This is a genomic window from Mesorhizobium sp. CO1-1-11 (assembly GCF_020164995.1).
GTDB lineage: Bacteria > Pseudomonadota > Alphaproteobacteria > Rhizobiales > Rhizobiaceae > Mesorhizobium > Mesorhizobium australicum.
In genome coordinates this window covers 15,580-37,932 of record NZ_JAIUHE010000028.1, presented here as the reverse complement: position 1 = coordinate 37,932, position 22,353 = coordinate 15,580, and the positions used below count along the sequence as shown (strand labels likewise).

Here is a 22,353-nt window from a genome sequence, read left to right as displayed (position 1 = left end):
GGTCATGCCCCACCCATGGCAAGCGCGCGTTCGACGACACTGTCTGCCAGATAGGCGGCGAAGATTGCGAAGAGATAGAGCAGCGAATAGGCGAACAGGGCCTTGGCCGGCTTCATGACGCGGTCATCGTCGGCCATGCCAAGCACTTTCCAGGCATACCAGACGAAACCAGCCCCCAACAGCAAGGCGGCCACGCCGTAGAACGGCGTCGTATAGCCGAGCAGCCAGGGCAGCACGCCGACCGGGGCCAGCACCAGCGCGTAGGCGAAAATCTGACGGCGGGTCGATGCATGGCCGGCGACGTTGGGCATCATCGGGATGCCGGCGCGGCCATAGTCCTCGGACTTGAACAGCGCGAGCGCCCAGAAATGCGGCGGCGTCCACAGGAAAATGATCAGGAACAGGATGATGCTTTCGAGGCTGACCGACCCGGTCACCGCGGCCCAGCCGATAACCGGCGGGACGGCGCCCGCTGCACCGCCAATGACAATGTTCTGCGGTGTCGAGCGTTTCAGCCACATCGTGTAGACCACGGCATAGAAGAAGATGGTGAAGGCCAGCAGCGTCGCCGACAACCAGTTGACCAACACGCCGAGCGTCATCACCGACAGCACCGACAACACCAGGCCGAAGCTCAGCGCCTCGTGCGGCTGGATCCGGCCGGAAGGCACCGGGCGGCTAGCGGTCCTGGTCATCACCGCGTCGATGTCGGCGTCGTACCACATGTTGAGCGCGCCAGAGGCGCCGGCCCCAATCGCAATGGCAAGGATGGCGATCACCGCCAGCAGCGGATTGATGGTCATCGGGGCCGCGACCAGTCCGACAAAGGCGGTGAACACCACCAGCGACATGACGCGCGGCTTCAGCAGGGCGAAGAAATCGCCCGCCGTAGCTTCCGACATACGGAAGCCCGCTTCGTCAATGCTGGTTTTGTCGACTAGGGCCATGCGTACTCAAGTCCATCATTCCGTTGGCCAAAACCGCCGGCGGGCCGGCGGTTTTGTATTCGAGCGGGAGCCGCCTTACTTGATCTTCGGCAGCTGCTCCCACTGGTGGAACGGCGGCGGCGAAGGCAGCTGCCATTCGAGCGTGGTAGCACCCTCACCCCACGGGTTGGCCCCGGCGATCCGCTTCTTCTGGAAGGCTTCGAACACGCCATAGAGGAAGATCACCACACCGACGGCCGAAATATACGAACCGTAGGACGAAACCATGTTCCAGCCCGCAAACGCGTCAGGATAGTCGATGGTGCGGCGCGGCATACCGGCGAGGCCGAGGAAGTGCTGCGGGAAAAAGATCAGGTTCACGCCGACGAACATGACCCAAAAATGGGTGTTGGCGATGACGGGCGAGTACATGTAGCCGGTCATCTTCGGGAACCAGTAGTACCAGCCGGCGAAGATGGCGAACACCGCGCCCAGCGACAGTACGTAGTGGAAGTGGGCAATGACGAAATAGGTGTCATGCAGCGACCGGTCGAGGCCGGCATTGGCCAGCTGGACACCGGTGACGCCACCGATGGTGAACAGGAAGATGAAGCCCAGCGCCCACAGCATCGGCGGCTTGAACGAGATCGATCCGCCCCACATGGTTGCGATCCAGGAAAAGATCTTCACGCCTGTCGGCACCGCGATGACCATGGTGGCGAAGACGAAGTAGCGCTGCGTATCGAGCGACAGGCCCGTCGTATACATATGGTGCGCCCAGACGATGAAGCCGACCGCGCCGATCGCGACCATGGCGTAGGCCATGCCGAGGTAACCGAATACCGGCTTCCTCGAGAAGGTCGAAACGATATGGCTGATGATGCCGAAGCCCGGCAAGATCAGGATGTAGACTTCCGGGTGACCGAAGAACCAGAACAGGTGCTGGAACAGGATCGGGTCACCACCACCGTCAGGCGCGAAGAAGGTCGTGCCGAAGTTGCGGTCGGTGAGCAGCATGGTGATGCCGCCGGCCAGAACTGGGAGGGACAGCAGAAGCAGGAAGGCGGTGACCAGCACCGACCAGGCAAACAGCGGCATCTTGTGCAGGGTCATGCCTGGCGCGCGCATGTTGAAGATGGTGGTGATGAAGTTGATGGCACCGAGGATCGAGGAGGCGCCGGCGATGTGGATCGACAAGATCGCCAGATCCATGGCCGGTCCGGGCTGGCCCGAAGTTGACAGCGGCGGATAGAGCGTCCAGCCGCCGCCCACGCCAAAGGCGCCAGGCGCACTCGGCACGAACATCGAGGTGAGCAACAGGATGAACGCCGGCGGCAGCAGCCAGAATGAGATGTTGTTCATGCGCGGGAACGCCATGTCGGGAGCACCGATCATGATCGGCACCATCCAGTTGGCGAAACCGCCGATCAGGGCCGGCATGACCATGAAGAAAATCATGATCAGCGCGTGCGCGGTGGCAAACGCATTGTACATGCTCTTGCCGCCGTCGATCGCGGCGTCGCCGTTCATGCCATAGACCATCTGCGCAAGACCGCTGAAGATCTGGATGCCAGGCTCCTGCAGCTCCATGCGGATGGCGACCGAAAGCGCGCCGCCGATTATGCCGGCCATGATCGCGAAGATCAGGTAGAGCGTACCGATATCCTTGTGGTTGGTCGAATAAACCCAGCGCACCCAGCCATGATACGGCTTGTGGTCGTGCCCGTCGTGAGCTGCAGCGTCTGCCATGTTCCGCTCCGTTCCCTAAATCTTGCTAACCCGCGACATCAGTTGCCGGCGGCCGCTACCTTGTTCTGGCCATCGACCTCGGCCATGAGCGTCTTGTTGGCACCCGGCAGATCGGTCTTGGCCGCGGCCAGCCAGGTCTTGAACTGCGTGTCCGACACCACACGAACGGCGATCGGCATGAAGGCATGGTCCTTGCCGCAGAGCTGCGAGCACTGACCGTAATAGAGGCCTTCTTTCTCCGCCTTGAACCAGGTCTCGTTGGTGCGGCCGGGAACGGCGTCGATCTTGATGCCGAAAGACGGCACGGCAAAGGAATGGATCACGTCGGTCGCGGTGACAAGCACGCGGGTCATCGTGTTGACCGGCACGACCAGCTCGTTGTCGACGGCGAGCAGGCGCGGATAGACCGCGCGATCCTCCTTGCCGGCCTTGGCACGATCGCCATCCTGAAGGATGGCCGAATTGAAGGCGAGCGTGTTGTCGGTCTGGTATTCGTAATCCCAGTTCCACTGGTTGCCGGTTGCCTTGACGGTCAGCTTGGCCTCTTCCGGCGGCGTATATTGGGCAGTCAGGAGTTGGAACGAGGGGATGGCGAGGCAAAGCAGGATGACGACAGGGCCGATGGTCCAGATCACCTCGATCAGCGTGTTGTGGCTGGTCTTGGACGGGGTCGGATTGGCGCTCGCGCGGAATTTGACGATGCAGTAGATCAGCAGAAACAGCACAAGGACCGTGACCGGGATGATAAACCACATCGTGTAGTTTCCGAACCACTCGATCTGCCGCATCATGTCGGTCGCAGGCGCCTGGAAGCCGGTCTCCCACGGCCTGGGCTGGTCCGCATAAGCGGATCCGCAGGCGAGGAACGTGGCAGCAGCACCGGTGCTCGCTAGGAATTTTCTCATCGCCCTCTTCGTCTCCCAGTCTCTCACCGGCTGTGCCCGCGAGAATAACGAACAATGCCGGGACGGGAATCCCGGACAGTCTCAAGCTGGTTCAAACCATACTCTTTTTCCCTCCGCAAGAAAGGAGCGGTCGAAACCGTGCGGCATTTTTGCGCGCAAGCTGACGTGGCTCTTCCGGGGCAATGGCCGTAGTGGCGAATCGCGTATGTTCGGCGGGCCGCACGCCTTGTGCCGGCGACACCCGCAAAGCGTCGTAATTCAGGCGAATTTGGCAAGGAAAAGCGCCGCATTGCCTTTTTAGGGACAGTTCGGCCACGGTCTCGTCCTTTACTTGGCATTGGCGCGGCTTAAAGTGCCGTGATTCGCAATGGAGCCGTCATGAACTCTTGGCTTTCGAGACTGAGGCATACGCGACTGGGCCTTTCGAGAACCTTGGCAAACGCCCTGTTTCTCGCGGTCCTGTGCGCGGCCGGTCTGTCCATCGCCGGCAACGCCAATGCTGCCCAGCCAAGCGGCACGGTGCGCTCGACCCATGGCGCATGGTCGATCATCTGCGACACGCCGGCCGGCGCCACCTCGGAACAATGCGTGATGATGCAGAACGTCGTCGCCGAGGATCGTCCGGAGATGGGGCTTTCGGTCGTCGTGCTGCGCACCGCCGACAACAAGGCCGAGATCCTGCGCGTGCTGGCGCCGCTCGGCGTGCTGTTGCCGAACGGCCTCGGGCTCAACGTCGACGGCAAGGACATTGGCCGCGCCTATTTCGTGCGCTGCTTCCAGGACGGCTGTTATGCCGAGGTCATTCTCGAAAAGCCGCTGCTCGACACGCTGAAGACCGGTACGTCGGCAACATTCATCGTTTTCCAGACTCCGGAAGAGGGTATCGGCATTCCCGTCGACCTCAAGGGTTTCGCCGAAGGCTTCGCCGCTCTGCCCTGATCGCGGCTTCGCGCTGTACCAGGCCTGGACGCGGCTTTTGCCGACCCCAGACGCATGCCCTGCGTTCAGCGAACGAAATCATTCGTCGGCGCCGATTCCTCATTGCCGATTGTGTGGGCGCGGCTTCACGCCTACATCGGGGGAAAGCAAACATCCCACGGACGGACGCGCCATGAACAGCCTGATCGGCCAATTCGACATTTCAGACGACCGCATCAAGCAGATCGTCGCAGACACCATCAAGGGCGCCGACGACGGCGAGCTTTTCCTCGAATACAGCGAGAGCGAAGCGCTGATGTTCGACAATGGCAAGCTGAAGACCGCCAATTTCAACACCGACCAGGGCTTTGGCCTGCGGGCCGTCGCCGGCGAGGCCAGCGGCTACGCTCATTCCAGCGACCTGTCCGAGGCATCGCTGCTGCGCGCGGCCGAAGCCGTCTCGACCGTCAAGGGTGGCTATTCCGGCACGCTTGCCGCAGCCCCCGCCCGTACCAACCGCCATCTCTACGGCGACGAGAACCCGATCCCCTCGCCTTCCTTCGAGGCCAAGGCGAAGCTGCTGCAAGAAATCGATGCCTGGCTGCGCGCCGAGGATCCACGCGTGCGCCAGGTGACGGCCTCGATCGCCGCGTCCTGGCAGCATGTCGAGATCGTTCGTGCCGACGGCCAGATAGTGCGCGATATCAGGCCGATGGTCCGCGTCAACGTCTCGGTCGTCGTCGGCGACGGCGACCGCCAGGAAAGCGGCTCCTATGGCATGGGCGGGCGCAAGGCATTCGGCGAATTCCTGATCGAGGATAGTTGGAAGCACGCCGCCAGGGAGGCGCTCCGGCAAGCGGTGGTCAACCTGGAGGCAATCCCGGCCCCGGCAGGCACTTTCGACATCGTGCTATCCAATGGCTGGCCGGGCGTGATGCTGCACGAAGCCGTCGGCCATGGTCTTGAAGGCGATTTCAACCGCAAGAAAACGTCGGCGTTCGCCGGCCTGATGGGGCAGCAGGTGGCCGCCAAGGGGGTGACGGTCGTCGACGACGGCACCATCCCAGAGCGGCGCGGCTCACTCACCGTCGACGACGAAGGCACGCCTTCGGCCCGCAACGTCTTGATCGAGGACGGCAAACTGGTCGGCTACATGCAGGACCGGCAGAATGCCCGGCTGATGGGCATGAAAGCCACCGGCAATGGCCGGCGAGAAGGCTATGCGCACCAGCCGATGCCGCGCATGACCAACACTTACATGACCTCAGGCGACATGGAGCCGGACGAAATCATCGCCTCCGTCAAGAACGGCATCTACGCCGTATCCTTCGGCGGTGGCCAGGTCGACATCACGTCGGGCAAATTCGTGTTCGGCTGCACCGAGGCCTACATGATCGAGAACGGCAAGGTGACGCAGCCGATCAAAGGCGCGATGCTGATCGGCAACGGGCCTGATGCCATGCACCGCGTCTCGATGGTCGGCAACGACATGAAGCTCGACAACGGCATCGGCATGTGCGGCAAGGCCGGCCAGGGCGTACCCGTCGGCGTTGGCCAGCCGCATCTCAGGATGAACCAGATGACGGTCGGCGGCACGCGGGTTTGAAACTCGGTGCCGTTCCGGTGTCATCACCCGCCGTGACGTTTCCGGATGCAGGCGCCCTCCACCATGCCCATTGTCATCCTGACAGGGGCCGGCCTGACAGGGGCCGTCTTTTCGGCGGCCGGGACCTTGAAGTGGACACAATCCACATTAACAAATTATTAGGTCTTTGACTGCCTGGGCTGCCTCTCACGCACGAACGCAGCACCAGTTCCTCGGTGCGGTGGTGGTTTTGGCAATGCGGCACTCCCCCCTCCTGGCTCTCCTGCTTGGCTTTGTTTCGTTGATTGGTGCGGCATCGCTGCTAGCCAGTCCGGCGTCGGCCCAGTCGACTTTGTTCAAGTCGCGATCGACCCAATCTTCCATGGATGGATCACGCTCTGCCTCCGTGGGTGGAAGCACCAGCGTCCCCTACGGTTGGATCGATTTCTGTCATCGCCGCCCAAAAGAGTGCAAGGTGCCGGCTCTGCCGGCCGCGAATGTCAAGCTGACAGCGCGGACCTTCCGCATCCTCAAGCGGATAAATCAGAAGGCGAACAGCGCCATCAAACCCGTCAGCAATTTCGATCACTGGGGCACGATGGCGGACCATTGGGATTATCCGGTTGACGGCAAAGGCGATTGCAAGATCTACGCACTCTACAAACGCAAGCTCCTTCAAGAGGCTGGATTTCCCCGGCAAGCGCTGTTGATGACGGTCGTGCGCGATCTCAACAATGAGGGCCACACCATCCTGACGGTGAAAACCGATAAAGGCGATCTTGTCCTCGACAATATGGTCGACCAAATCAGGCCCTGGAATGCAACCGGCTACTACTTCCTGAAACGTCAATCGCAGCAGAATCCGAATGTCTGGCAGTCGGTCAACCAGCGAGGCGGCACGCCGAAAACCTTCGCGAATGCTGCAAAGCTCGTAGATTGAGCCTGCCTGGACCGTACGGTTCAGGCATTACAGGCGTTCGGCGGCTTTTTTAGAGCGGTTCGGTGTTTGATAGAATCGCTGAACCGCTCTCTCTTCATTTCGACGCAATTCCGGACGGAAAACCGCTACCCATTCTTCCTGGAGTCGCTTTAACCGGAGGATCCCGCAGCAGCGCTTGGGAAGCGCGGTTTTCTGTGGCTCAGTAGTCTGAACGAAACGTGCTCAGCCGCGCCTCTTCCTGGGTTTTTCCAGCAAGGCGACCGCCTCGACATGTGGCGACCACAGGAACTGATCGATTGGCGTCACGCTGGTCAAGGTATAGCCGCCGTCGATGAGAATGCGCAGGTCGCGGGCCAGCGTCACCGGGTTGCAGGACACCGCGGCAACGTATGGAACGTCCGAGCGGGCGATCTGCGTCGACTGGTCTTCGGCGCCGGCGCGCGGCGGATCGAAGACAAGGCCGTCGAAGGCGTTCAACTCCTTGAAGGTCAGTGGCCGGCGAAACAGGTCGCGTCGTTCGCCCGTCACCCGCTTGAGGCCGGTCGCGAAACGTGATCCCCGGTCGAGCGCCGAAAGCGCGGCCGCGTCGCCTTCGGCCGCATGGACTTCCGATTTCGTCGCCAGCCGCAAGGCAAAGCTGCCGCAACCGGCAAAGAGATCGGCAATTTTTTTTGCACGCTTCAGATGTCCGCCGACGATCTCGGCCATGGTCCGTTCGGCGGCCTCCGTCGCCTGCAGAAAGGCGCCGGGCGGCACGGCGACCGCAACACTGCCGAACATGACCACGGGCTTCCTTGGTTCGATGACGATCTCGTCATCGATGGACAGCCTGGCAAAGCCTTGCGCAATGACAAAATTGGAGGCGATACGGCGCTGGTGTTCGCCGAGCTTGCCTGACTCGTGCACCGCGATGTCGAGGCCGGAACCCGTAACGGTGACCGCCATCCGGAACGATTTGGTGGTGGCGCATATCAATTCGGCCAGCGCCCTCAGCTGGCCGAGTGCCGCGACGATCTCGGGCAGTGAGATCGGGCATTCGGATATGGAGATGATCTCGGGCGACAGATGGCGATTGAAGCCGAGCAGCATGCCTGCGTCCGTGCGCCGGGCGGCAAGCACGACGCGGCGGCGCGACTGCGGCGCGCAGGCGACCAGTTCGCCAATCTCGCACTCGATGCCCTTGCCCTTCAATGCGTGCACCACCTTTTCGCGTTTCCATCGGCGATAGGCTTCGGTCTCGAAATGCTGGAGGGCACAGCCGCCGCATTCGGTGAAATGGCGGCAGGCTGGTTCGACGCGCAGCGGAGAGGCTTCCAGCACCGCCATCAGCGTGGCGCGATCCCGCTCGCGCGCGGCGGTGACGATCTCGCCCGGCAGCGTGAAGGGAATGAACAGATCGCCGCTCTCGGTCTCGGCGATGCCGTCGCCCTGCGATCCGAGCTTTCGTATTGTGAAGCGTACGCTCATCGGTCCTTGATCCCACCGAGCAGGAATTCGCGATTGCCGTCGCCACCTTCGATCGGCGACAGATGCAGGCCAAGCGAGCGCCAGCCGGGAACGGCATCCAGCCAATCCTGCAGCAGGCCCGCGACACGGGCGGCATCGAAGGGATCCTTCAACAAACCGCCCTTGCCGATCGCCTCGCGACCGGCCTCGAATTGCGGCTTGACCAGAAAGATCGCACCGGCGCCGGGCTTGGCAATGGCGAGTGCCGGCGGCAGCGCCAGTTTCAGCGAGATGAAACTGACGTCGGAAACGATGAAATCCGGATTGCGGCCGGCAAGATCGGCAACGGTGAGATCGCGCGCGTTCAGGCCCTCGATCACGGTCACGCGCGGATCACCACCGACATCAGGATGCATCTGGCCATGCCCGACATCGATTGCCGTGACATGGGACGCGCCGCGTTCGAGCAGCACCTGGGTGAAACCGCCGGTCGAGGCGCCGATGTCGAGGGCCTCGCGACCGGCCGGGTCGAGGCTAAAATGGTCGAGCCCGGCGATCAGCTTGAGCGCGGCGCGCGAGACATAGGCTTGCGCCGGATCGTCGATGGCGACAACGCATTGCGGCGAAACGTTCTGGCCGGGCTTGCGGGCTATGGCGCCGTCGACCGTCACCGTGCCGCGCTCCACCGCGTCGCGGGCGCGCGAGCGGCTGGCAAACAGCCCGCGCTGGACGAGCAGGTCGTCGAGCCGCTGGCGTGTGCTGGCTGGCAGAGGCGAGTTCATCGGCCTTCTCTGACGAAAGCCCGCGGTGAAGGCAAGGACATTAGATGGACCAAAGTGATCCTACGAGAGCGGCTGGTGCATCGAACCAGGCCGCGGCTTGCGCCCATCATGCCGGGTCCGGCAGAATATTGGCCACGAAGAGCCCTCTGTTTGTCGCAACTCGAAGGAGAACGAATGCTGACGGGAACCTGCCACTGTGGCGCCGCCCACTGGACGCTGGAGGGCGACCCCGGCCCGGTGACGGCCTGCAACTGCACGCTTTGCCGCCGCTATGGCGCGCTCTGGGCCTATGATTATGTCGACGAACGCATTCGCGTTTCGGGGCCGATGGGCAGCTATACGCGCGCTGGAAAGGAAGAGCCGTCGCTTGAGATCCTGTTTTGCCCGCGCTGCGCCTGCGTGCTCGGCTGGCGCGGACTGCGCGCCAGCGCCTCGGGTCGAAGACGCATGGCCGTCAATGTCCGGTTGGCGCCCCCCGAGGCCGTCGCCGATCTGCCGATCGACCATTTCGATGGCCTCGACACGTACGACGATCTGCCGCGCGACGGCCGCTGCGTACGCCACATGTGGTTTTAGAAGATGGTTCGCGGAGCCTGGCGCTCGATGGCTGGAGACAGACCGTCGTCTCGAGCCCCTGAAGCCTGCTCACGCGCATGCCCGGTCGCAACAGGTGATACAGGCGAAGGATCCGGCGGCACCACAAGCTGCGGAATTTGCTTGTAGGAAAAGCCGCCGCGGATATCGCCCATCTTGCCGGCGACAATGCCTATCGCCGCCTTTTCGAGATTGCGGTCGTAGGGCGTTTCGGCGGCAGCCGGTACGACCATAACCGCCAACAAGGCCACGCCGCATAGAAGCGTCTTCATTCTCGTTGTCTCCCTGCCTGGCCGTGATCTAGCAGGGCGGCGTTGAAAAACGGCCAAGGGACAGGGTAAGCAAAACGCCAAACAGCAACGTTAACAATATGTTACGAAATCGAGCCGGCAAACTGATTCAAACCGTTGAGGTTTTGATTCAGGCGCGCTGGGCGCGGACCGTATGGCCGAGCGCGGTGAATACGGTGCGCACGATTCCGGCGACGTCGAGACCAGCATCGGCATACATCTTCTCTGGCTTGGCGTGGTCGGTGAAGGCATCCGGCAGCACCAGCGGGCGTACCTTCAGGCCGCTTTCGAGCAGTCCTTCATGGGCGAGGAATTGCAGCACATGGCTGGCGAAGCCGCCAATGGCGCCCTCCTCCACCGTCACCAGAACCTCATGCGAGCGGGCCAGCCGCCGGATCAGATCCTGGTCGAGCGGCTTGGCGAAACGGGCATCGGCGACCGTGGTGGAAAGCCCGGCCGCGCCGAGTTCCTCGGCTGCGATGAGGCAATCCTGCAGCCTTGTGCCGAAGGACAGGAGGGCAACCTTGCTGCCTTCCCGGACGATGCGGCCTTTGCCGATCTCCAGAACAGAGCCTCGCTCGGGCATGTCGACGCCGACGCCGTTGCCGCGCGGATAGCGGAAGGCGATCGGCCCGTCGTCGTAGCTGGCGGCGGTGCGCACCATGTGACGCAATTCCGCCTCGTCGGCCGCGGCCATTACGACAAAGCCCGGCAGGCTTGCCAGGAAGGTGGTGTCGAACGCGCCGCAATGGGTGGCACCGTCGGCGCCCACAAAGCCGGCGCGATCGATGGGGAAACGCACCGGCAGTTTCTGGATCGCGACGTCATGGACGACCTGATCGTAGGCGCGCTGCAGGAAGGTCGAATAGATCGCGGCGAAGGGCTTGTAGCCTTCCGTCGCCAGGCCGGCGGCGAAGGTCACCGCATGCTGCTCGGCAATGCCGACGTCGAAAGTCCTTGACGGAAACACCTCGCCGAACAGGTCGAGGCCGGTGCCGCCCGGCATGGCGGCGGTGACGGCGACGATGCGGTCGTCCTCGCGGCCCTCCTGGATCAGGCTTTCGGCAAACACCTTGGTGTAGGCCGGTGCATTGGCCGGCGCCTTGGCCTGTGCGCCGGTGATGACGTCGAATTTGTTGACGCCATGATACTTGTCGGCGGCCGCTTCCGCCGGCGCGTAGCCCTTGCCCTTCTGGGTGACGACATGGATCAGCACCGGACCCTTGCCGTTGTCACGGACGTTTTTCAGGACCGGGATGAGATGCTCCAGATTGTGACCGTCAATCGGGCCGATGTGATAGAAGCCGAGTTCCTCGAACAAGGTGCCGCCGGTGACGTAACCGCGCGCATGCTCGACCGCGCGGGTGATGGCTCGATCGGCTCGCTTGCCGAGATAGGAGGTCAGCTTCTTGCCGAAGTCGCGCAGGCCGACATAGGCCTTGCCGGAAGCCAGACGCGCCAGATAGGCGCTCATGGCGCCGGTTGGCGGGGCGATCGACATGTCATTGTCGTTGAGGATGACGATGAGGCGCGCATCGAGCGCGCCGGCATTGTTCATCGCCTCATAAGCCATGCCGGCCGACATGGCGCCGTCGCCGATGACGGAGATGACATTGTTGCGCCCGCCTGAGAGGTCGCGGGCGGCGGCCATGCCGAGGCCGGCCGATATCGATGTCGAGGAGTGGGCGGCGCCGAACGGGTCGTATTCGCTCTCGGCTCGGCGGGTGAAGCCCGACAACCCGCCTTCCTGGCGCAAGGTGCGGATGCGGTCGCGACGGCCGGTCAGTATCTTGTGCGGATAGGCCTGGTGGCCGACATCCCAGATCAGCCGGTCATCGGGTGTGTTGAAGACATAATGCAGCGCCACCGTCAGTTCGACCACGCCAAGGCCGGCACCGAGATGGCCGCCGGTGCGCGACACCGCGTCGATCAGTTCGAGGCGAAGCTCTGATGCCAGTTGCGGCAAGTCGCTCTCGGCCAGCGTGCGCAGGTCGGCCGGGACGCGAACCCTATCGAGAAGCGGCGTATGCGGCGTTGCGTTCACGTTGGGCCCAGACTTTCTGTTCATCGGCGGGATAGGCCGCCGGCCGGCGAAAGTAAATGCGTGTCGCTGACGCGGACGGTCAGCGCCTCACCGATCTTCTCAGCCTTCCGGCAGCGGTATGAATTCTTTCTCATCGCCAGGAACGATATCGAAGCGGCCAGTCTTCCATTCCTGCTTGGCCTGCTCGATGCGCTCCTTGGACGAGGAAACGAAATTCCACCAGATGTAGCGCTTCGAACCAAGCGAGGCGCCGCCGAACAGCATGAAATGCGCACCGGTCGATGACGATATGACGATCTCGTCGCCGGGCCGGAATACCAGCAGCCGTTCCGCTGGGAACGCATCACCCGAAATCGAGACCTCGCCCTCCAGCGTGTAGATGGCGCGCTCCTCGGCATCGGCCGGGATTTTGACGCTGGCGCCGGGCGCCAGCCGCAAATCTGCATAGAGTGTCTCGGAATCGGCCCGCACCGGAGACCGCAAACCCTGGAAATCGCCGATGACGACCCGGCCGCTGACGCCTTCGGCGTCGATTTCAGGAAGCCGCAGCGCCGCGGTGTTCTCGAACACCGGTGCCACCTCTTCCTTGCCGTCCGGCAGAGCCAACCAGGTCTGCAGGCCGGAGATCGACATCGGCGCGCCGCGCAATTCCTGCGGCGTGCGCTCGGAGTGGACGATGCCGCGACCGGCCGTCATCAGGTTCACGTCGCCGGGTTGGATGACCATCTCGGTGCCGAGCGAATCGCGGTGCCTGATCTTGCCGTCGAACAGATAGGTCACGGTCGACAGGCCGATATGCGGGTGGGGACGGACATCGAGCGCCTGGCCGGCGCGCATGATCGCGGGACCCATTCGATCGAAGAAGATGAACGGCCCGACCAGGCGCCGCTTGGCGGTCGGCAAGGCGCGACGCACCTCGAAACCGCCAATGTCCTTGGCGTTAGGGATAACCATCAGCTCGATCTGGTCGCTGGCGAAGGCATCGCCGGCCTCAGGGTCTTTGCCGGGGAAGAAGCTCATGAACTCTCCTCGTCAGCGGTCAGTGGCGCTTGGGCATATCAGGCGAACCGGATCGCCGCTTTTGCTTTTAATTTGGCTGCCACCTCTTCGCGATTGCGCGGATGCTGGTGGGTTTCGAGGGAATCGAGCAATTCGCGTGCGGATGCCGCGATGGCTTCGACGGCATGATCGAACGCATGCTGGTTCTTGGCAGAAGGCCGCGTCGTGCCGCTCAGCTTGCGGACAAACTGCAGTGCCGCGTCGCGGACTTCGTCGTTGGTTGCCGGCGGATCAAAATTGAACAGGGTCTTGATGTTTCTGCACATCGCTTCCGTATCTCCTCTTGTCCGTTTCAATCGGGACGAACTGTATCCTCAATGATGATCGTGTCCAAAAACCGGTAGGCTGCTCCGGACCTCAGTCCGCGTCGAGCGGCTCGGTTCCAACCGGCTTGCCGTCGCGCGACAGCCTGATCTTCTCGACCTTGTCCTCGGCGGCCTTCAGCAGCCGGTCGCAATGGACCTTCAGCGCCTCGCCGCGCTCGTAAATCCGGATCGACTGGTCGAGCGGCACGTCGCCACGCTCTAGATCGTCGACGATCTTCTCCAGTGCGTCGAGTGCCTGTTCGAAGCTCATCGCCTTGACGTCTTCGTTGATCTCACCGGTCATCATTCATCCTTTCATCAGTCGCCCGACATGGGCGGCGACCGAAAATGCCAATCCCTGCAGATCGTAGCCGCCCTCGAGCAGGCTGACGAGCCGGTTGCCGCCGTGGCGTGCGGCGCGCTGCATCAGCTGGCCGGTCGCCCAGTCGAAATCGTCCTCGGTCAGATTGATTTCCGCCAGCGGGTCGCGATGGTGCGCATCGAAGCCGGCCGAAATGATAATCAGATCCGGCGCGAAATTGTCGAGTGCCGGCAGCACGCGCGACAGGAACGCATCGCGAAACACCTCGCTGCCCGTCCGAGGCGCCAGCGGCGCATTGACGATGTTGCCGGCGCCGGTCTCACTCTTCGCGCCCGTGCCGGGATAAAGCGGCATCTGGTGCGTCGAGCAATAGAGCACCGAGGGATCGTCCCAAAAAATATCCTGCGTGCCGTTGCCGTGGTGCACGTCCCAGTCGACGACCGCGACACGCTCGGCGCCGTGCTTCTTCTGCGCATGGCGCGCTGCGATTGCCGCCGTGTTGAAGAAGCAGAAGCCCATGGCCGTGGTCTTTTCGGCATGGTGGCCGGGCGGACGGGCGGCGACGAAAACGTTGTCGGCACGGCCCGCAAAGACGTCGTCGACGGCAGCATTGGCGGCACCGATCGCCGTAATCACCGCTTGCCAGCTTTTCGGGCTGGCGGTGGTGTCGGCGTCGATGCGGGCAATGCCTTCGTCGGGGATGGCGGCGCGGACACGCGCGACGAAATCGGCGGGATGCGCGTAGAGGATGGTCGCCTCGTCGCCGTGCGGTGCCTCGACGCGGTCAAGCGTGGCAAAAGCTTCGTCGTCGAGCACGCGCTCGATGGCGCGCAGGCGGTCGGGCCGCTCGGGGTGACCGGGCGGCGTGATGTGTTCGAGAAAGATCGGGTGCGTGTAGAGACGGGTGGCCATGCCCCCTATCTAGTGCCCCGGCGTCGTGATGGCCATGCGTTGCGGCTTGATCGCTGGGGAAAATCGAACCTGCGTCCATTCATGTCGCTGCGGGCATTGGCGGCGCCGGCCCTTCGGCGTAAGGTCGCAACCACTGCCTGGTGCCCGCCGGGCTGTTTGTTTTAGCCGCATTTTGCGACGCCAAGTGATTCCACTTGGCTGCAAATGCCCTGGCGGGAGAATCGGGAACACGGTTGAACTCCGTGGCGTGCCCAACGCTGTGAGGGGGACCGCGCCGGTAAATGCCACTGTCGATGACGGGAAGGCACCGGACGCGGGTTGATCCCGAGCCAGAAGACCGGCCTGGCAGGCATCGTCATCCGCATGGTCAGGCGGATGACATCGATTGCAATCGCAAGGGGACAAGCGATGCCGGAAGCTATGACCACTCCAATGGGCGATGGATTTGACCAGATTGCGCGCGACGCTGTTTACCGCGCCATCTTCACGCGGCGCGACGTCCGCAGCCATTTTACATCGGAGGCCATCGACGACGAGGTGCTGGCGCGGCTGCTGCTTGCCGCCCACCACGCGCCGTCGGTCGGCTTCATGCAACCTTGGAATTTCATCGTCATTCGCGATGCCGCGCGGCGGGCGGAAGTGCGCGACCTGTTCCTGGCCGCGCGAGAACGGGAACTGCCTGAAATCGAGGCAGAACGGCAGGCGCTCTACCGCAAGCTCAAGCTCGAAGGCATTTGCGAAAGCGCTCTCAACATCTGCATCACCTGCGACCGCGAACGCTCGAAAGGCTCGCCGCTGGGGCGCTGGCACAATCCGGAGATGGATCTCTACAGCACGGTCTGCGCGGTGCAGAATTTCTGGCTGGCGGCACGCGCCGAAGGCGTTGGCGTCGGCTGGGTCAGCATCATCGAGGCGCAAGCGCTGAAAAGCTTGCTGGCCATTCCCGACCAGGTGACACCGATCGCCTATCTCTGCGTCGGCCGTGTTTCCGAGTTCGCACCGAAGCCGGAGCTCGAAACACACGGCTGGGGCCGGCGGCTGCCGTTGCCCGAGCTTATCATGAGCGAGACTTTTCGCGGGCAAGGCGAAGCGCCGCTCAAATCAGCAGTGGCGCGCCTCGGCACCGTCGCCGGTGCGCCGGCGAGGCCGGTTGATCAGCTCGTCGCGCCGGCAGTGCCCCAGCGCGAACCGCCGAAAGTGGAGAGCGCCTTGTCCTTGAGTTCCCTGAACTTCGACGAGGCTTCGGCCAGCCTGGCGTCCCAGGCGGCATCGGGCACCTGACCCTCGATGGTCTTGAAATAGACCTGCATCAGGCAGGCAATGGCGAACGGCTCAATGAAGGCCGCCTTGAAAGCCCAGGCAAAGACGATTGCCAGCACGAAAGCCCAGCCGGCGAGCTGCCCGGGCATGACGTAAAGAATAGCGGCTGCCGGAGCCAGCATCAGCAGGAAAATCACGAACGACACGCCCCACATGATGACCCCTAGCCAGACGGCATTCTTGACCATGGTCTTGCCGTTCTGGGCGTAGAGCACAACGCCTTGGCGCGCGGTTTCGAACGGCGAGGACGAACTGATGCGGATGTTGTAGCCGAGAATGATCTCGTCGACATAGGTCAGCGACAGGCGAATCACCGTGTTGAGGAACGAAACCAGGCCGCTCAGGCCAGGAATGGGCAGGAAGGCCGCGATGCCGCCGAGCAGGCCGGTGATGGCGCGTATGGCGCCCTTGACCAATTGGTCGACGACGAAAAGGATGTTGGCCTCGGCAAAACGCTCGGTCACGACCTCTTTCGCGTAGGCGATCTGGTTCTGGCCGTGGGGAATATCATTGCCGTCGATCAGATGCACCATGACGGCGATATGGCCCGCCTTGACGACGTAGAGAATGTATTCGCGGATCCAGTAGACGGCGATCGAGACGATGCCGAAACCGACCACGCCGCCCCACATCGCAAAAGACAATGGTCCGTCGGGATCGGTGGAAATATGGCCGACGCCATAGCCGACGGAGGCGCCGGTGCCGGTGGCCACGATGTAGGCCAGGGTGATCCCAAAATAGATGATCATGCGAAAGACAATGAAAGGCCAGGTCCGCATCATGATGGACACCGACCTGCCGATATCGAAATCCCACATGCCCCGAATCTCCCCTCAGAGATGGCTGCGGAGGATGCGCTCAAACCGGCTATTGTCAATTGCAGGCAGTGGCGGGACTGCCATGGTGGTTCATCTTGAAAGCGCTTCCGGCTTTTTCAGCAGGCCTTCGAGCAATTGCTTGAACGCGGCCACCACCATCTTCGATGTCGTTTCGGGATCTTGCGAATTGGCGATGCGCTGCGCGGCCTGGCTGCTCGCCCCATTGATCAGCCGCGCTGCCGACTCCGGGTCGACGCCGGGGACGACCACCCCTTCCCGCTGCAGCGCTGTCAGATGATCGGTCATTGAACCGACGCAGGCATTGGCATTCGACCACAGTGCCGGATCGCCCAGCACAGCCGGACCATCCCGGAACATGATGCGCTGGATTTCCGGCTCCAGCGCCATTTCGATATAGGTGGTGCATTCGTCGACGAAATGCTGCCAGCGGGTCGGCGCCCGCGACGCGACCTCATTCACCCGGGCCGCCATTTCCGCGTCGATTTCGGCGATAACCGCCTCAAGCAGTCCCTTCTTGTCGCCGAAGTGATGGTAAAGGGCGCCGCGCGTCAGCCCGGCCGACGCGGTGAAATCATCCATCGACGCTTCGGCATAGCCGATGGTGCCGAAAGCCTGGCGCGCCGCGGCGATCAGCTTGGCGCGTGTCTCGGCGATCATCTCCTTGCGCGGTCGATGCATGCTTCTGGCCTTACTTACATACGCTCCGTATGCCAATTGACATACGCGACGTATGCTCTATTTAACACTTATACGTCTCGTATGTAACTGTCGAATCGCCCCTTGTCGAGGAACAGGATCATGCAAAACCCCTATTCGGAAATCTTTCGCGCTCCCGGAGCCACGGGCTTTGCCGCCGCCGGCTTCATGGCGCGCCTGCCGATCGCCATGGCGCCGATCGGCATCGTGGCGATGCTGTCGCAGACGCGTGGCGAATACTGGCTGGCGGGTGCGGTTTCGGCGACATTCGCCTTGGCCAATGCCTTCCTGGCGCCGCAAATATCGAGGTTGGTCGACCGCCTCGGCCAGACGCGGGTTGTCGTACCCACCACCATCATCTCCGTGCTCGCATTCGCGGCCCTGATCGCATCGGCCAATCAAGGCTGGCCGGTATGGACGCTGTTCGCGTCGGCGCTGCTGGCCGCGGCGATGCCAAGCATGCCGGCCATGGTGCGGGCGCGCTGGACCGAGATTTTCCGGGGCCGGTCCGAGATGAACACCGCCTTCGCCTTCGAGTCGGCGGCGGACGAACTGGTCTATATTGCCGGCGCATCGCTATCTGTGGGCCTCAGCGCCGCGCTGTTCCCGGAAGCGGGCGTGCTCGTCAGCACGCTGTTCCTCGCCTTGGGCTCGATAGCCTTCATTCTGCAGCGTTCGACCGAGCCGCAAGTGCGGCCGGTGGACAATGGCTCCAGCCGCTCGGCAATCCGCCTGGGGCCGGTTCAAATCATCACCTTCGCCATGATCTTCATCGGCGCGACCTTCGCGACGACGGAGGTGAGCACGGTGGCGATCACCAAGGAACTCGGCCAGCCGGGCACTGCCAGTCTCGTCATCGGTGTCTATGCGCTGGGCTCCTTCGTGCTCGGCATCATCATCGGCGCGCTCAACCTGAAAGCACCGCTGCAGCGCCAGCTCGCCATCTCGGTTGCCTTGGTCGCGCTCGGCACACTGCTGCCGCTTACCGCCAGCACCGTGCCAGCGCTCGCGCTGACTGTCTTCATCAGTGGCGTGGCGATCTCGCCGACCTTCATCACCGCCTTCGGCCTGATCGAGCGGCATGTCCCGGAAGCGATGCTGACCGAAGGCATCACCTGGGTAACCACCGGGATCGGCATCGGCATGGCGCTAGGCTCCTTCGCCGCCGGCGCCGTGGTGGATGCATTCGGCGCCCAGAACGGATTCTGGGTCTCGGTGACGTCAGGCGCTATCGCGCTGATCACGGTGCTGCTCGGCCAGCGCAGCCTCGCCACCCACGAATGCGAGTTGGAACGATGCGAGGCGGCAATCCCGGCCGAGTGACAGGCAGGGTTTGTCGAGCTCAGATGATCTCGGTCTTGGCGATGTGGATGCCAAAGCCTTCGAGGCCGACATAGTGGCGCTCGCGCGAGGCAATCAGGTTGATCGAGGAAATGCCGAGGTCCTTCAGGATCTGGGCGCCGAGACCGATCTCGCGCCATTCGCTCTCGCGCCGGCGCGCCTCTTCATGGTCCTCGCGGTCGCCTGGCGCCGGCCGGTTGCGCTCCTGGTGGGCGACGCCGACCGAGCCTTCCCTGAGATAGACGATGACGCCGCGCCTGCGCTCGCCCATCGCCTTCATGATGCCGTCGAGCCGGTGGCTGGTGCCGAACACGTCGGTCACCACATCCTCCGAATGCAGCCGCACCGGCACCTCCTCGCCGTCGCGGATGTCGCCGAAGACGATGGCGACGTGATGCATCGTGTCCCAGGGCAGCGTGTAGGTGAAGACCTGGGCCTTGCCACCCAGCGTCTCGATGTCGGAGCAGGCGACGCGCTCGACCAGGGTCTCCTTGCGCTGCCGGTAAGCGATGAGGTCGGCGACCGATACCTGCTTGAGGCCATGCTCCTCGGCGAAGGCCGCGACCTGCGGGCCGCGCTTGACGGTGCCGTCGTCATTGACCAGTTCCGAGATCACGCCGATCGGCGGCAGGCCGGCGAGCTTGCACAAATCGACCGCCGCCTCGGTATGACCCGAGCGCATCAAGACGCCGCCCTCGCGCGCTATGAGCGGGAAGATGTGTCCAGGGCGGACGAAATCGGAGGCACCGACATTGCCGTTGGCGAGGTTACGCACAGTCAGCGTGCGGTCGTCGGCCGAAATGCCTGTCGTCGTGCCATGCTTGAAGTCGACGCTGACGGTGAAGGCGGTGGTGTGGGCCGAATCATTGTCGGCCACCATCGGCGCGAGGTTCAGCCGCTTAGCCTCCTCGCGCGGCATCGGCGTGCAGACGATACCCGACGTGTTGCGAACGATGAAGGCCATCTTCTCCGGCGTGCAATGGACGGCGGCGACGATCAGGTCGCCCTCGTTCTCGCGCCCGTCATCGTCCATGACGACGACGATCTCGCCGCGTTCGAAGGCGCGGATGGCTTCGACAATCTTCTTCTGGTCGTAAGACATGGAATGCTCGCTTCGCTCGCAGGGAATAGGGACTGGGCAGTAGGGGTTAGGGGAATAAAAGGGTCGGGCTGGCAGCTGACCACTGACTACTGCCTATTCCCTACCGCCTATTCCCTTCCCCGTCTGTCCTCGATGCCGCAGATAGTGGTCGGCAATGGCGCAGGCAACCATGGCCTCGCCGATCGGCACGGCTCGGATGCCGACGCAGGGATCGTGGCGCCCCTTGGTCATCACCTCCACGTCGTTGCCGTCCTTGTCGATCGACTTCCGGGGCGTCAGGATCGACGAAGTCGGCTTCACCGCAAAACGGGCGACGATCGCCTGGCCCGTCGAGATGCCGCCCAGGATGCCGCCGGCGTTGTTGGACAGGAACACCGGCTTGCCGTCATTGCCCATGCGCATCTCGTCGGCATTCTGTTCGCCGGTGATGCGGGCGGCCTCGAAACCATTGCCGATCTCGACGCCCTTGACGGCGTTGATCGACATCAAGCCGGACGCGATGTCCTGGTCGAGCTTGGCGTAGATCGGCGCGCCGAGGCCGGCAGGCACACCGTCGGCGACGATCTCGATCACCGCGCCAACCGAGGAACCGGCCTTGCGGATACCGTCGAGATACCGCGTAAAAACAGGAATCGAAGCCGGATCCGGCGTGAAGAACGGGTTCTCGGCATCGCCGATGAGATTCCAGTTCCAGTTGGCGCGGTCGATCGACTTTTCGCCCATCGACACGAGCGCGCCGCGCACCACCATGCCCGGCACCACTTTGCGGGCGAGCGCGCCGGCAGCGACCCTGGCAGCGGTCTCGCGCGCCGAGGAGCGGCCACCGCCGCGATAGTCGCGTATGCCGTATTTGACGTCGTAGGTGTAGTCGGCATGGCCCGGCCGGAACTGGCGGGCGATCTCGCCATAGTCCTTCGAGCGTTGATCGACATTCTCGATCAGCATCGACACCGGCGTGCCGGTGGTGATCATCGTCGCGCCGTCCTCGTCGAGGACGAAGCCTGAGAGGATCTTCACCTCGTCCGGCTCGCGGCGCTGCGTGACGAAGCGCGACTGACCCGGGCGGCGCTTGTCGAGTTCGGCCTGGATTTCATCGCGCGTGAAACGGATACCCGGCGGACAACCATCGACCACGCAGCCGAGCGCCGCGCCATGGCTCTCGCCCCAGGTGGTGACGCGGAAAAGATGACCGAACGTGTTGTGAGACATGGAAAGTGCCCTGCCCGGCATCGAAACCGGCTGAAGACAGCCTTCTATTGGCGTTTTCCACAGTGGTCAAACTGTGATCCGACGGATTTAGTTTTGACACATTCGGTTGGTTTCTGCTCTCCTCCATTCGCCGTTGAGGATCCGCCGCCACCCAGGCCGGCGCAATGACCAAAGAGGACGATGATGCGTACCCTGATTGGCGCTGTCGCCGCCACGCTGCTGCTCTCCACCGCCGCCTTTGCCGGGCAGACCGAAGGCCTGATCAAGAAGATCGACAAGGACGCGCTGACGCTGACGCTGGACGACGGCAAATCCTACAAGCTGAATGCCGAAACCGATCTCGATGCGCTGAAGCCGGGGATGGACATCGTCATCGCTTACGATGTGACCGATGGCGAAAACGTCGTCACCGATATGCAACTGCCGGGTGACAGCGACACGAACTAGGAGTTGGCGTCACCGGCGTCTTAAAGCCACTCCAGGCTCCTGCCTTCAAGTTTGAGCACGCGATCCTGCGGTATCTCCAGGTTCGCGGCCTCGTCCTCGGGCATATCGAGCACGAAGCGAAACAGGGTGCGCATGACGCCCCCGTGCGTCACGCAAATCGTCTGCCCCCGAAGCTCGTCGAACCATGGCTTCACCCGTTCGAGCAGCATCTGGTAGCTCTCCGCGCCTTCACCTGGCGGCTGAAAGTTCCACTTGTCCAGTGCGCGGGATCGGCTCGCGCCGGGCGACTGCCTCTCAAGCTCGGCGAAGGTAAAACTCTGCCAATTGCCGAAATTGACTTCAATCAGTCTGATATCGGTTCGATAGGCGAGCGGATCGAGCCTCATCGCGGCGCGGATGCGTTCCATCGTTTCGCGCGTGCGTCTCATTGGACTGGCGACGAAGTCGAATTCCTGGGGAGCGCCGACGAGTTCGGCCAGCCGATGCCCGTTTGCGCTCGCCTGTTCGCGGCCGAGAGCATTGAGATCGGTATCGGCCTGGCCCTGAAGCCGGAACTCGGCATTCCACGCGGTCTGGCCGTGGCGCACGATATAAACCAGCGGGTACATCAGCTCTTCCGGAG

General features: G+C 63.0%; 22 protein-coding genes, 1 pseudogene and 1 riboswitch. Of the genes and pseudogenes, 7 read left to right on the top strand and 16 right to left on the bottom strand.

Annotation, left to right across the window (positions count from 1 at the left end; genetic code table 11):
- Positions 1 to 2: 2 nt before the first annotated feature.
- From LB554_RS26380 to coxB, 3 genes are all read right to left on the bottom strand, one after another.
- The gene (locus tag LB554_RS26380; protein WP_224587723.1) at positions 3 to 947 is read right to left on the bottom strand and encodes a heme o synthase; all 945 of its coding nucleotides are present in this window, start codon (positions 945 to 947) and stop codon (positions 3 to 5) included.
- A gap of 75 nt (positions 948 to 1,022) precedes the next feature.
- Complete coding sequence (gene ctaD / locus LB554_RS26375) at positions 1,023 to 2,675, bottom strand: cytochrome c oxidase subunit I (protein ID WP_015318796.1); 1,653 nt, start codon at positions 2,673 to 2,675, stop codon at positions 1,023 to 1,025.
- A 38-nt stretch (positions 2,676 to 2,713) separates the two neighbouring features.
- On the bottom strand, positions 2,714 to 3,580 hold the full coding sequence (gene coxB / locus LB554_RS26370; RefSeq protein ID WP_015318797.1) for a cytochrome c oxidase subunit II: 867 nt from the start codon (positions 3,578 to 3,580) through the stop codon (positions 2,714 to 2,716).
- Between the two features lie 378 nt (positions 3,581 to 3,958).
- On the opposite strand from coxB, the gene LB554_RS26365 reads away from it, so the two are divergent.
- From LB554_RS26365 to LB554_RS26355, 3 genes are all read left to right on the top strand, one after another.
- Positions 3,959 to 4,519, top strand: coding sequence for an invasion associated locus B family protein (locus LB554_RS26365; RefSeq protein WP_015318798.1), 561 nt, complete (start codon positions 3,959 to 3,961; stop codon positions 4,517 to 4,519).
- Positions 4,520 to 4,691: 172 nt separating this feature from the next.
- Positions 4,692 to 6,104 carry a metalloprotease TldD gene (gene tldD / locus LB554_RS26360; RefSeq protein WP_140791883.1) on the top strand — a complete coding sequence of 471 codons (1,413 nt, stop codon included), beginning with the start codon at positions 4,692 to 4,694 and terminating at the stop codon, positions 6,102 to 6,104.
- 235 nt (positions 6,105 to 6,339) lie between these two features.
- Positions 6,340 to 7,023 (top strand): transglutaminase-like cysteine peptidase, encoded by a 684-nt coding sequence (locus LB554_RS26355; RefSeq protein ID WP_224587721.1) that lies wholly within the window; start codon positions 6,340 to 6,342, stop codon positions 7,021 to 7,023.
- Between the two features lie 222 nt (positions 7,024 to 7,245).
- Here LB554_RS26355 and LB554_RS26350 read toward each other — a convergent pair whose 3' ends face one another.
- On the bottom strand, positions 7,246 to 8,490 hold the full coding sequence (locus LB554_RS26350; RefSeq protein WP_224587719.1) for a class I SAM-dependent RNA methyltransferase: 1,245 nt from the start codon (positions 8,488 to 8,490) through the stop codon (positions 7,246 to 7,248).
- A complete protein-coding gene (locus LB554_RS26345) occupies positions 8,487 to 9,251 on the bottom strand; it encodes a TlyA family RNA methyltransferase (RefSeq protein WP_140617294.1) in 765 nt (254 codons plus the stop codon). Before LB554_RS26345 ends, LB554_RS26350 begins: the two co-directional genes overlap by 4 nt.
- Positions 9,252 to 9,425: 174 nt before the next feature.
- Here LB554_RS26345 and LB554_RS26340 point away from each other — a divergent pair, with 174 nt between their 5' ends.
- Positions 9,426 to 9,827, top strand: coding sequence for a GFA family protein (locus tag LB554_RS26340; RefSeq protein WP_140878131.1), 402 nt, complete (start codon positions 9,426 to 9,428; stop codon positions 9,825 to 9,827).
- Here the strand turns inward: LB554_RS26340 and LB554_RS26335 are convergent.
- The 6 genes from LB554_RS26335 to LB554_RS26310 form a co-directional block, all read right to left on the bottom strand.
- The gene (locus LB554_RS26335; protein WP_140878129.1) at positions 9,824 to 10,117 is read right to left on the bottom strand and encodes a hypothetical protein; all 294 of its coding nucleotides are present in this window, start codon (positions 10,115 to 10,117) and stop codon (positions 9,824 to 9,826) included. The two genes, LB554_RS26340 and LB554_RS26335, sit on opposite strands and share 4 nt — an antisense overlap.
- A 148-nt stretch (positions 10,118 to 10,265) precedes the next feature.
- On the bottom strand, positions 10,266 to 12,203 hold the full coding sequence (gene dxs / locus LB554_RS26330; RefSeq protein WP_224587717.1) for a 1-deoxy-D-xylulose-5-phosphate synthase: 1,938 nt from the start codon (positions 12,201 to 12,203) through the stop codon (positions 10,266 to 10,268).
- Between the two features lie 75 nt (positions 12,204 to 12,278).
- Positions 12,279 to 13,199 carry a pirin family protein gene (locus LB554_RS26325; protein ID WP_140791879.1) on the bottom strand — a complete coding sequence of 307 codons (921 nt, stop codon included), beginning with the start codon at positions 13,197 to 13,199 and terminating at the stop codon, positions 12,279 to 12,281.
- Between the two features lie 38 nt (positions 13,200 to 13,237).
- Positions 13,238 to 13,504 carry a DUF2277 domain-containing protein gene (locus LB554_RS26320; RefSeq protein ID WP_015318807.1) on the bottom strand — a complete coding sequence of 89 codons (267 nt, stop codon included), beginning with the start codon at positions 13,502 to 13,504 and terminating at the stop codon, positions 13,238 to 13,240.
- A gap of 91 nt (positions 13,505 to 13,595) precedes the next feature.
- Complete coding sequence (locus LB554_RS26315) at positions 13,596 to 13,847, bottom strand: exodeoxyribonuclease VII small subunit (protein ID WP_015318808.1); 252 nt, start codon at positions 13,845 to 13,847, stop codon at positions 13,596 to 13,598.
- Positions 13,848 to 13,850: 3 nt separating this feature from the next.
- Positions 13,851 to 14,777, bottom strand: coding sequence for a histone deacetylase family protein (locus LB554_RS26310; protein WP_224587716.1), 927 nt, complete (start codon positions 14,775 to 14,777; stop codon positions 13,851 to 13,853).
- A gap of 178 nt (positions 14,778 to 14,955) precedes the next feature.
- A riboswitch (cobalamin riboswitch) is annotated at positions 14,956 to 15,138 on the top strand.
- Positions 15,139 to 15,140: 2 nt separating this feature from the next.
- Between LB554_RS26310 and bluB the strand changes: the two are divergent.
- Positions 15,141 to 15,815: pseudogene (gene bluB, locus LB554_RS26305) on the top strand (5,6-dimethylbenzimidazole synthase); the annotation flags it as partial.
- A gap of 116 nt (positions 15,816 to 15,931) precedes the next feature.
- Here bluB and LB554_RS26300 read toward each other — a convergent pair.
- Together LB554_RS26300 and LB554_RS26295 are read right to left on the bottom strand one after the other, a co-directional pair.
- On the bottom strand, positions 15,932 to 16,915 hold the full coding sequence (locus LB554_RS26300; protein ID WP_224587714.1) for a hypothetical protein: 984 nt from the start codon (positions 16,913 to 16,915) through the stop codon (positions 15,932 to 15,934).
- 90 nt (positions 16,916 to 17,005) lie between these two features.
- Positions 17,006 to 17,614, bottom strand: coding sequence for a TetR/AcrR family transcriptional regulator (locus tag LB554_RS26295; RefSeq protein WP_140823329.1), 609 nt, complete (start codon positions 17,612 to 17,614; stop codon positions 17,006 to 17,008).
- Between the two features lie 120 nt (positions 17,615 to 17,734).
- Between LB554_RS26295 and LB554_RS26290 the strand changes: the two genes are divergently transcribed.
- Complete coding sequence (locus LB554_RS26290; protein ID WP_224587711.1) at positions 17,735 to 18,955, top strand: MFS transporter; 1,221 nt, start codon at positions 17,735 to 17,737, stop codon at positions 18,953 to 18,955.
- A 19-nt stretch (positions 18,956 to 18,974) separates the two neighbouring features.
- Here LB554_RS26290 and ribB read toward each other — a convergent pair whose 3' ends face one another.
- Together ribB and aroC are read right to left on the bottom strand one after the other, a co-directional pair.
- Positions 18,975 to 20,075 (bottom strand): 3,4-dihydroxy-2-butanone-4-phosphate synthase, encoded by a 1,101-nt coding sequence (ribB, locus tag LB554_RS26285; protein WP_224587709.1) that lies wholly within the window; start codon positions 20,073 to 20,075, stop codon positions 18,975 to 18,977.
- 93 nt (positions 20,076 to 20,168) lie between these two features.
- On the bottom strand, positions 20,169 to 21,284 hold the full coding sequence (aroC, locus tag LB554_RS26280; protein ID WP_224587707.1) for a chorismate synthase: 1,116 nt from the start codon (positions 21,282 to 21,284) through the stop codon (positions 20,169 to 20,171).
- Between the two features lie 183 nt (positions 21,285 to 21,467).
- On the opposite strand from aroC, the gene LB554_RS26275 reads away from it, so the two are divergent.
- Entirely contained in the window at positions 21,468 to 21,731 is a 264-nt protein-coding gene (locus LB554_RS26275) for a DUF1344 domain-containing protein (RefSeq protein ID WP_015318816.1), read from the top strand.
- A 20-nt stretch (positions 21,732 to 21,751) separates the two neighbouring features.
- Here LB554_RS26275 and LB554_RS26270 read toward each other — a convergent pair whose 3' ends face one another.
- Entirely contained in the window at positions 21,752 to 22,339 is a 588-nt protein-coding gene (locus tag LB554_RS26270) for a histidine phosphatase family protein (protein ID WP_224587705.1), read from the bottom strand.
- Positions 22,340 to 22,353: the final 14 nt, after the last annotated feature.

Coding starts and splice junctions, on each gene's coding strand:
- LB554_RS26320 (WP_015318807.1), bottom strand. CDS start 13,504: ATGTGCAGAAACATCAAGACCCTGTTCAATTTTGATCCGCCGGCAACC.
- LB554_RS26310 (WP_224587716.1), bottom strand. CDS start 14,777: ATGGCCACCCGTCTCTACACGCACCCGATCTTTCTCGAACACATCACG.
- LB554_RS26345 (WP_140617294.1), bottom strand. CDS start 9,251: ATGAACTCGCCTCTGCCAGCCAGCACACGCCAGCGGCTCGACGACCTG.
- LB554_RS26300 (WP_224587714.1), bottom strand. CDS start 16,915: ATGTGGGATTTCGATATCGGCAGGTCGGTGTCCATCATGATGCGGACC.
- tldD (WP_140791883.1), top strand. CDS start 4,692: ATGAACAGCCTGATCGGCCAATTCGACATTTCAGACGACCGCATCAAG.
- LB554_RS26290 (WP_224587711.1), top strand. CDS start 17,735: ATGCAAAACCCCTATTCGGAAATCTTTCGCGCTCCCGGAGCCACGGGC.
- coxB (WP_015318797.1), bottom strand. CDS start 3,580: ATGAGAAAATTCCTAGCGAGCACCGGTGCTGCTGCCACGTTCCTCGCC.
- LB554_RS26380 (WP_224587723.1), bottom strand. CDS start 947: ATGGCCCTAGTCGACAAAACCAGCATTGACGAAGCGGGCTTCCGTATG.
- LB554_RS26335 (WP_140878129.1), bottom strand. CDS start 10,117: ATGAAGACGCTTCTATGCGGCGTGGCCTTGTTGGCGGTTATGGTCGTA.
- LB554_RS26355 (WP_224587721.1), top strand. CDS start 6,340: ATGCGGCACTCCCCCCTCCTGGCTCTCCTGCTTGGCTTTGTTTCGTTG.
- aroC (WP_224587707.1), bottom strand. CDS start 21,284: ATGTCTCACAACACGTTCGGTCATCTTTTCCGCGTCACCACCTGGGGC.
- LB554_RS26295 (WP_140823329.1), bottom strand. CDS start 17,614: ATGCATCGACCGCGCAAGGAGATGATCGCCGAGACACGCGCCAAGCTG.
- LB554_RS26340 (WP_140878131.1), top strand. CDS start 9,426: ATGCTGACGGGAACCTGCCACTGTGGCGCCGCCCACTGGACGCTGGAG.
- LB554_RS26315 (WP_015318808.1), bottom strand. CDS start 13,847: ATGACCGGTGAGATCAACGAAGACGTCAAGGCGATGAGCTTCGAACAG.
- ctaD (WP_015318796.1), bottom strand. CDS start 2,675: ATGGCAGACGCTGCAGCTCACGACGGGCACGACCACAAGCCGTATCAT.
- dxs (WP_224587717.1), bottom strand. CDS start 12,203: ATGAACAGAAAGTCTGGGCCCAACGTGAACGCAACGCCGCATACGCCG.
- LB554_RS26350 (WP_224587719.1), bottom strand. CDS start 8,490: ATGAGCGTACGCTTCACAATACGAAAGCTCGGATCGCAGGGCGACGGC.
- ribB (WP_224587709.1), bottom strand. CDS start 20,075: ATGTCTTACGACCAGAAGAAGATTGTCGAAGCCATCCGCGCCTTCGAA.
- LB554_RS26270 (WP_224587705.1), bottom strand. CDS start 22,339: ATGTACCCGCTGGTTTATATCGTGCGCCACGGCCAGACCGCGTGGAAT.
- LB554_RS26275 (WP_015318816.1), top strand. CDS start 21,468: ATGCGTACCCTGATTGGCGCTGTCGCCGCCACGCTGCTGCTCTCCACC.
- LB554_RS26325 (WP_140791879.1), bottom strand. CDS start 13,199: ATGAGCTTCTTCCCCGGCAAAGACCCTGAGGCCGGCGATGCCTTCGCC.
- LB554_RS26365 (WP_015318798.1), top strand. CDS start 3,959: ATGAACTCTTGGCTTTCGAGACTGAGGCATACGCGACTGGGCCTTTCG.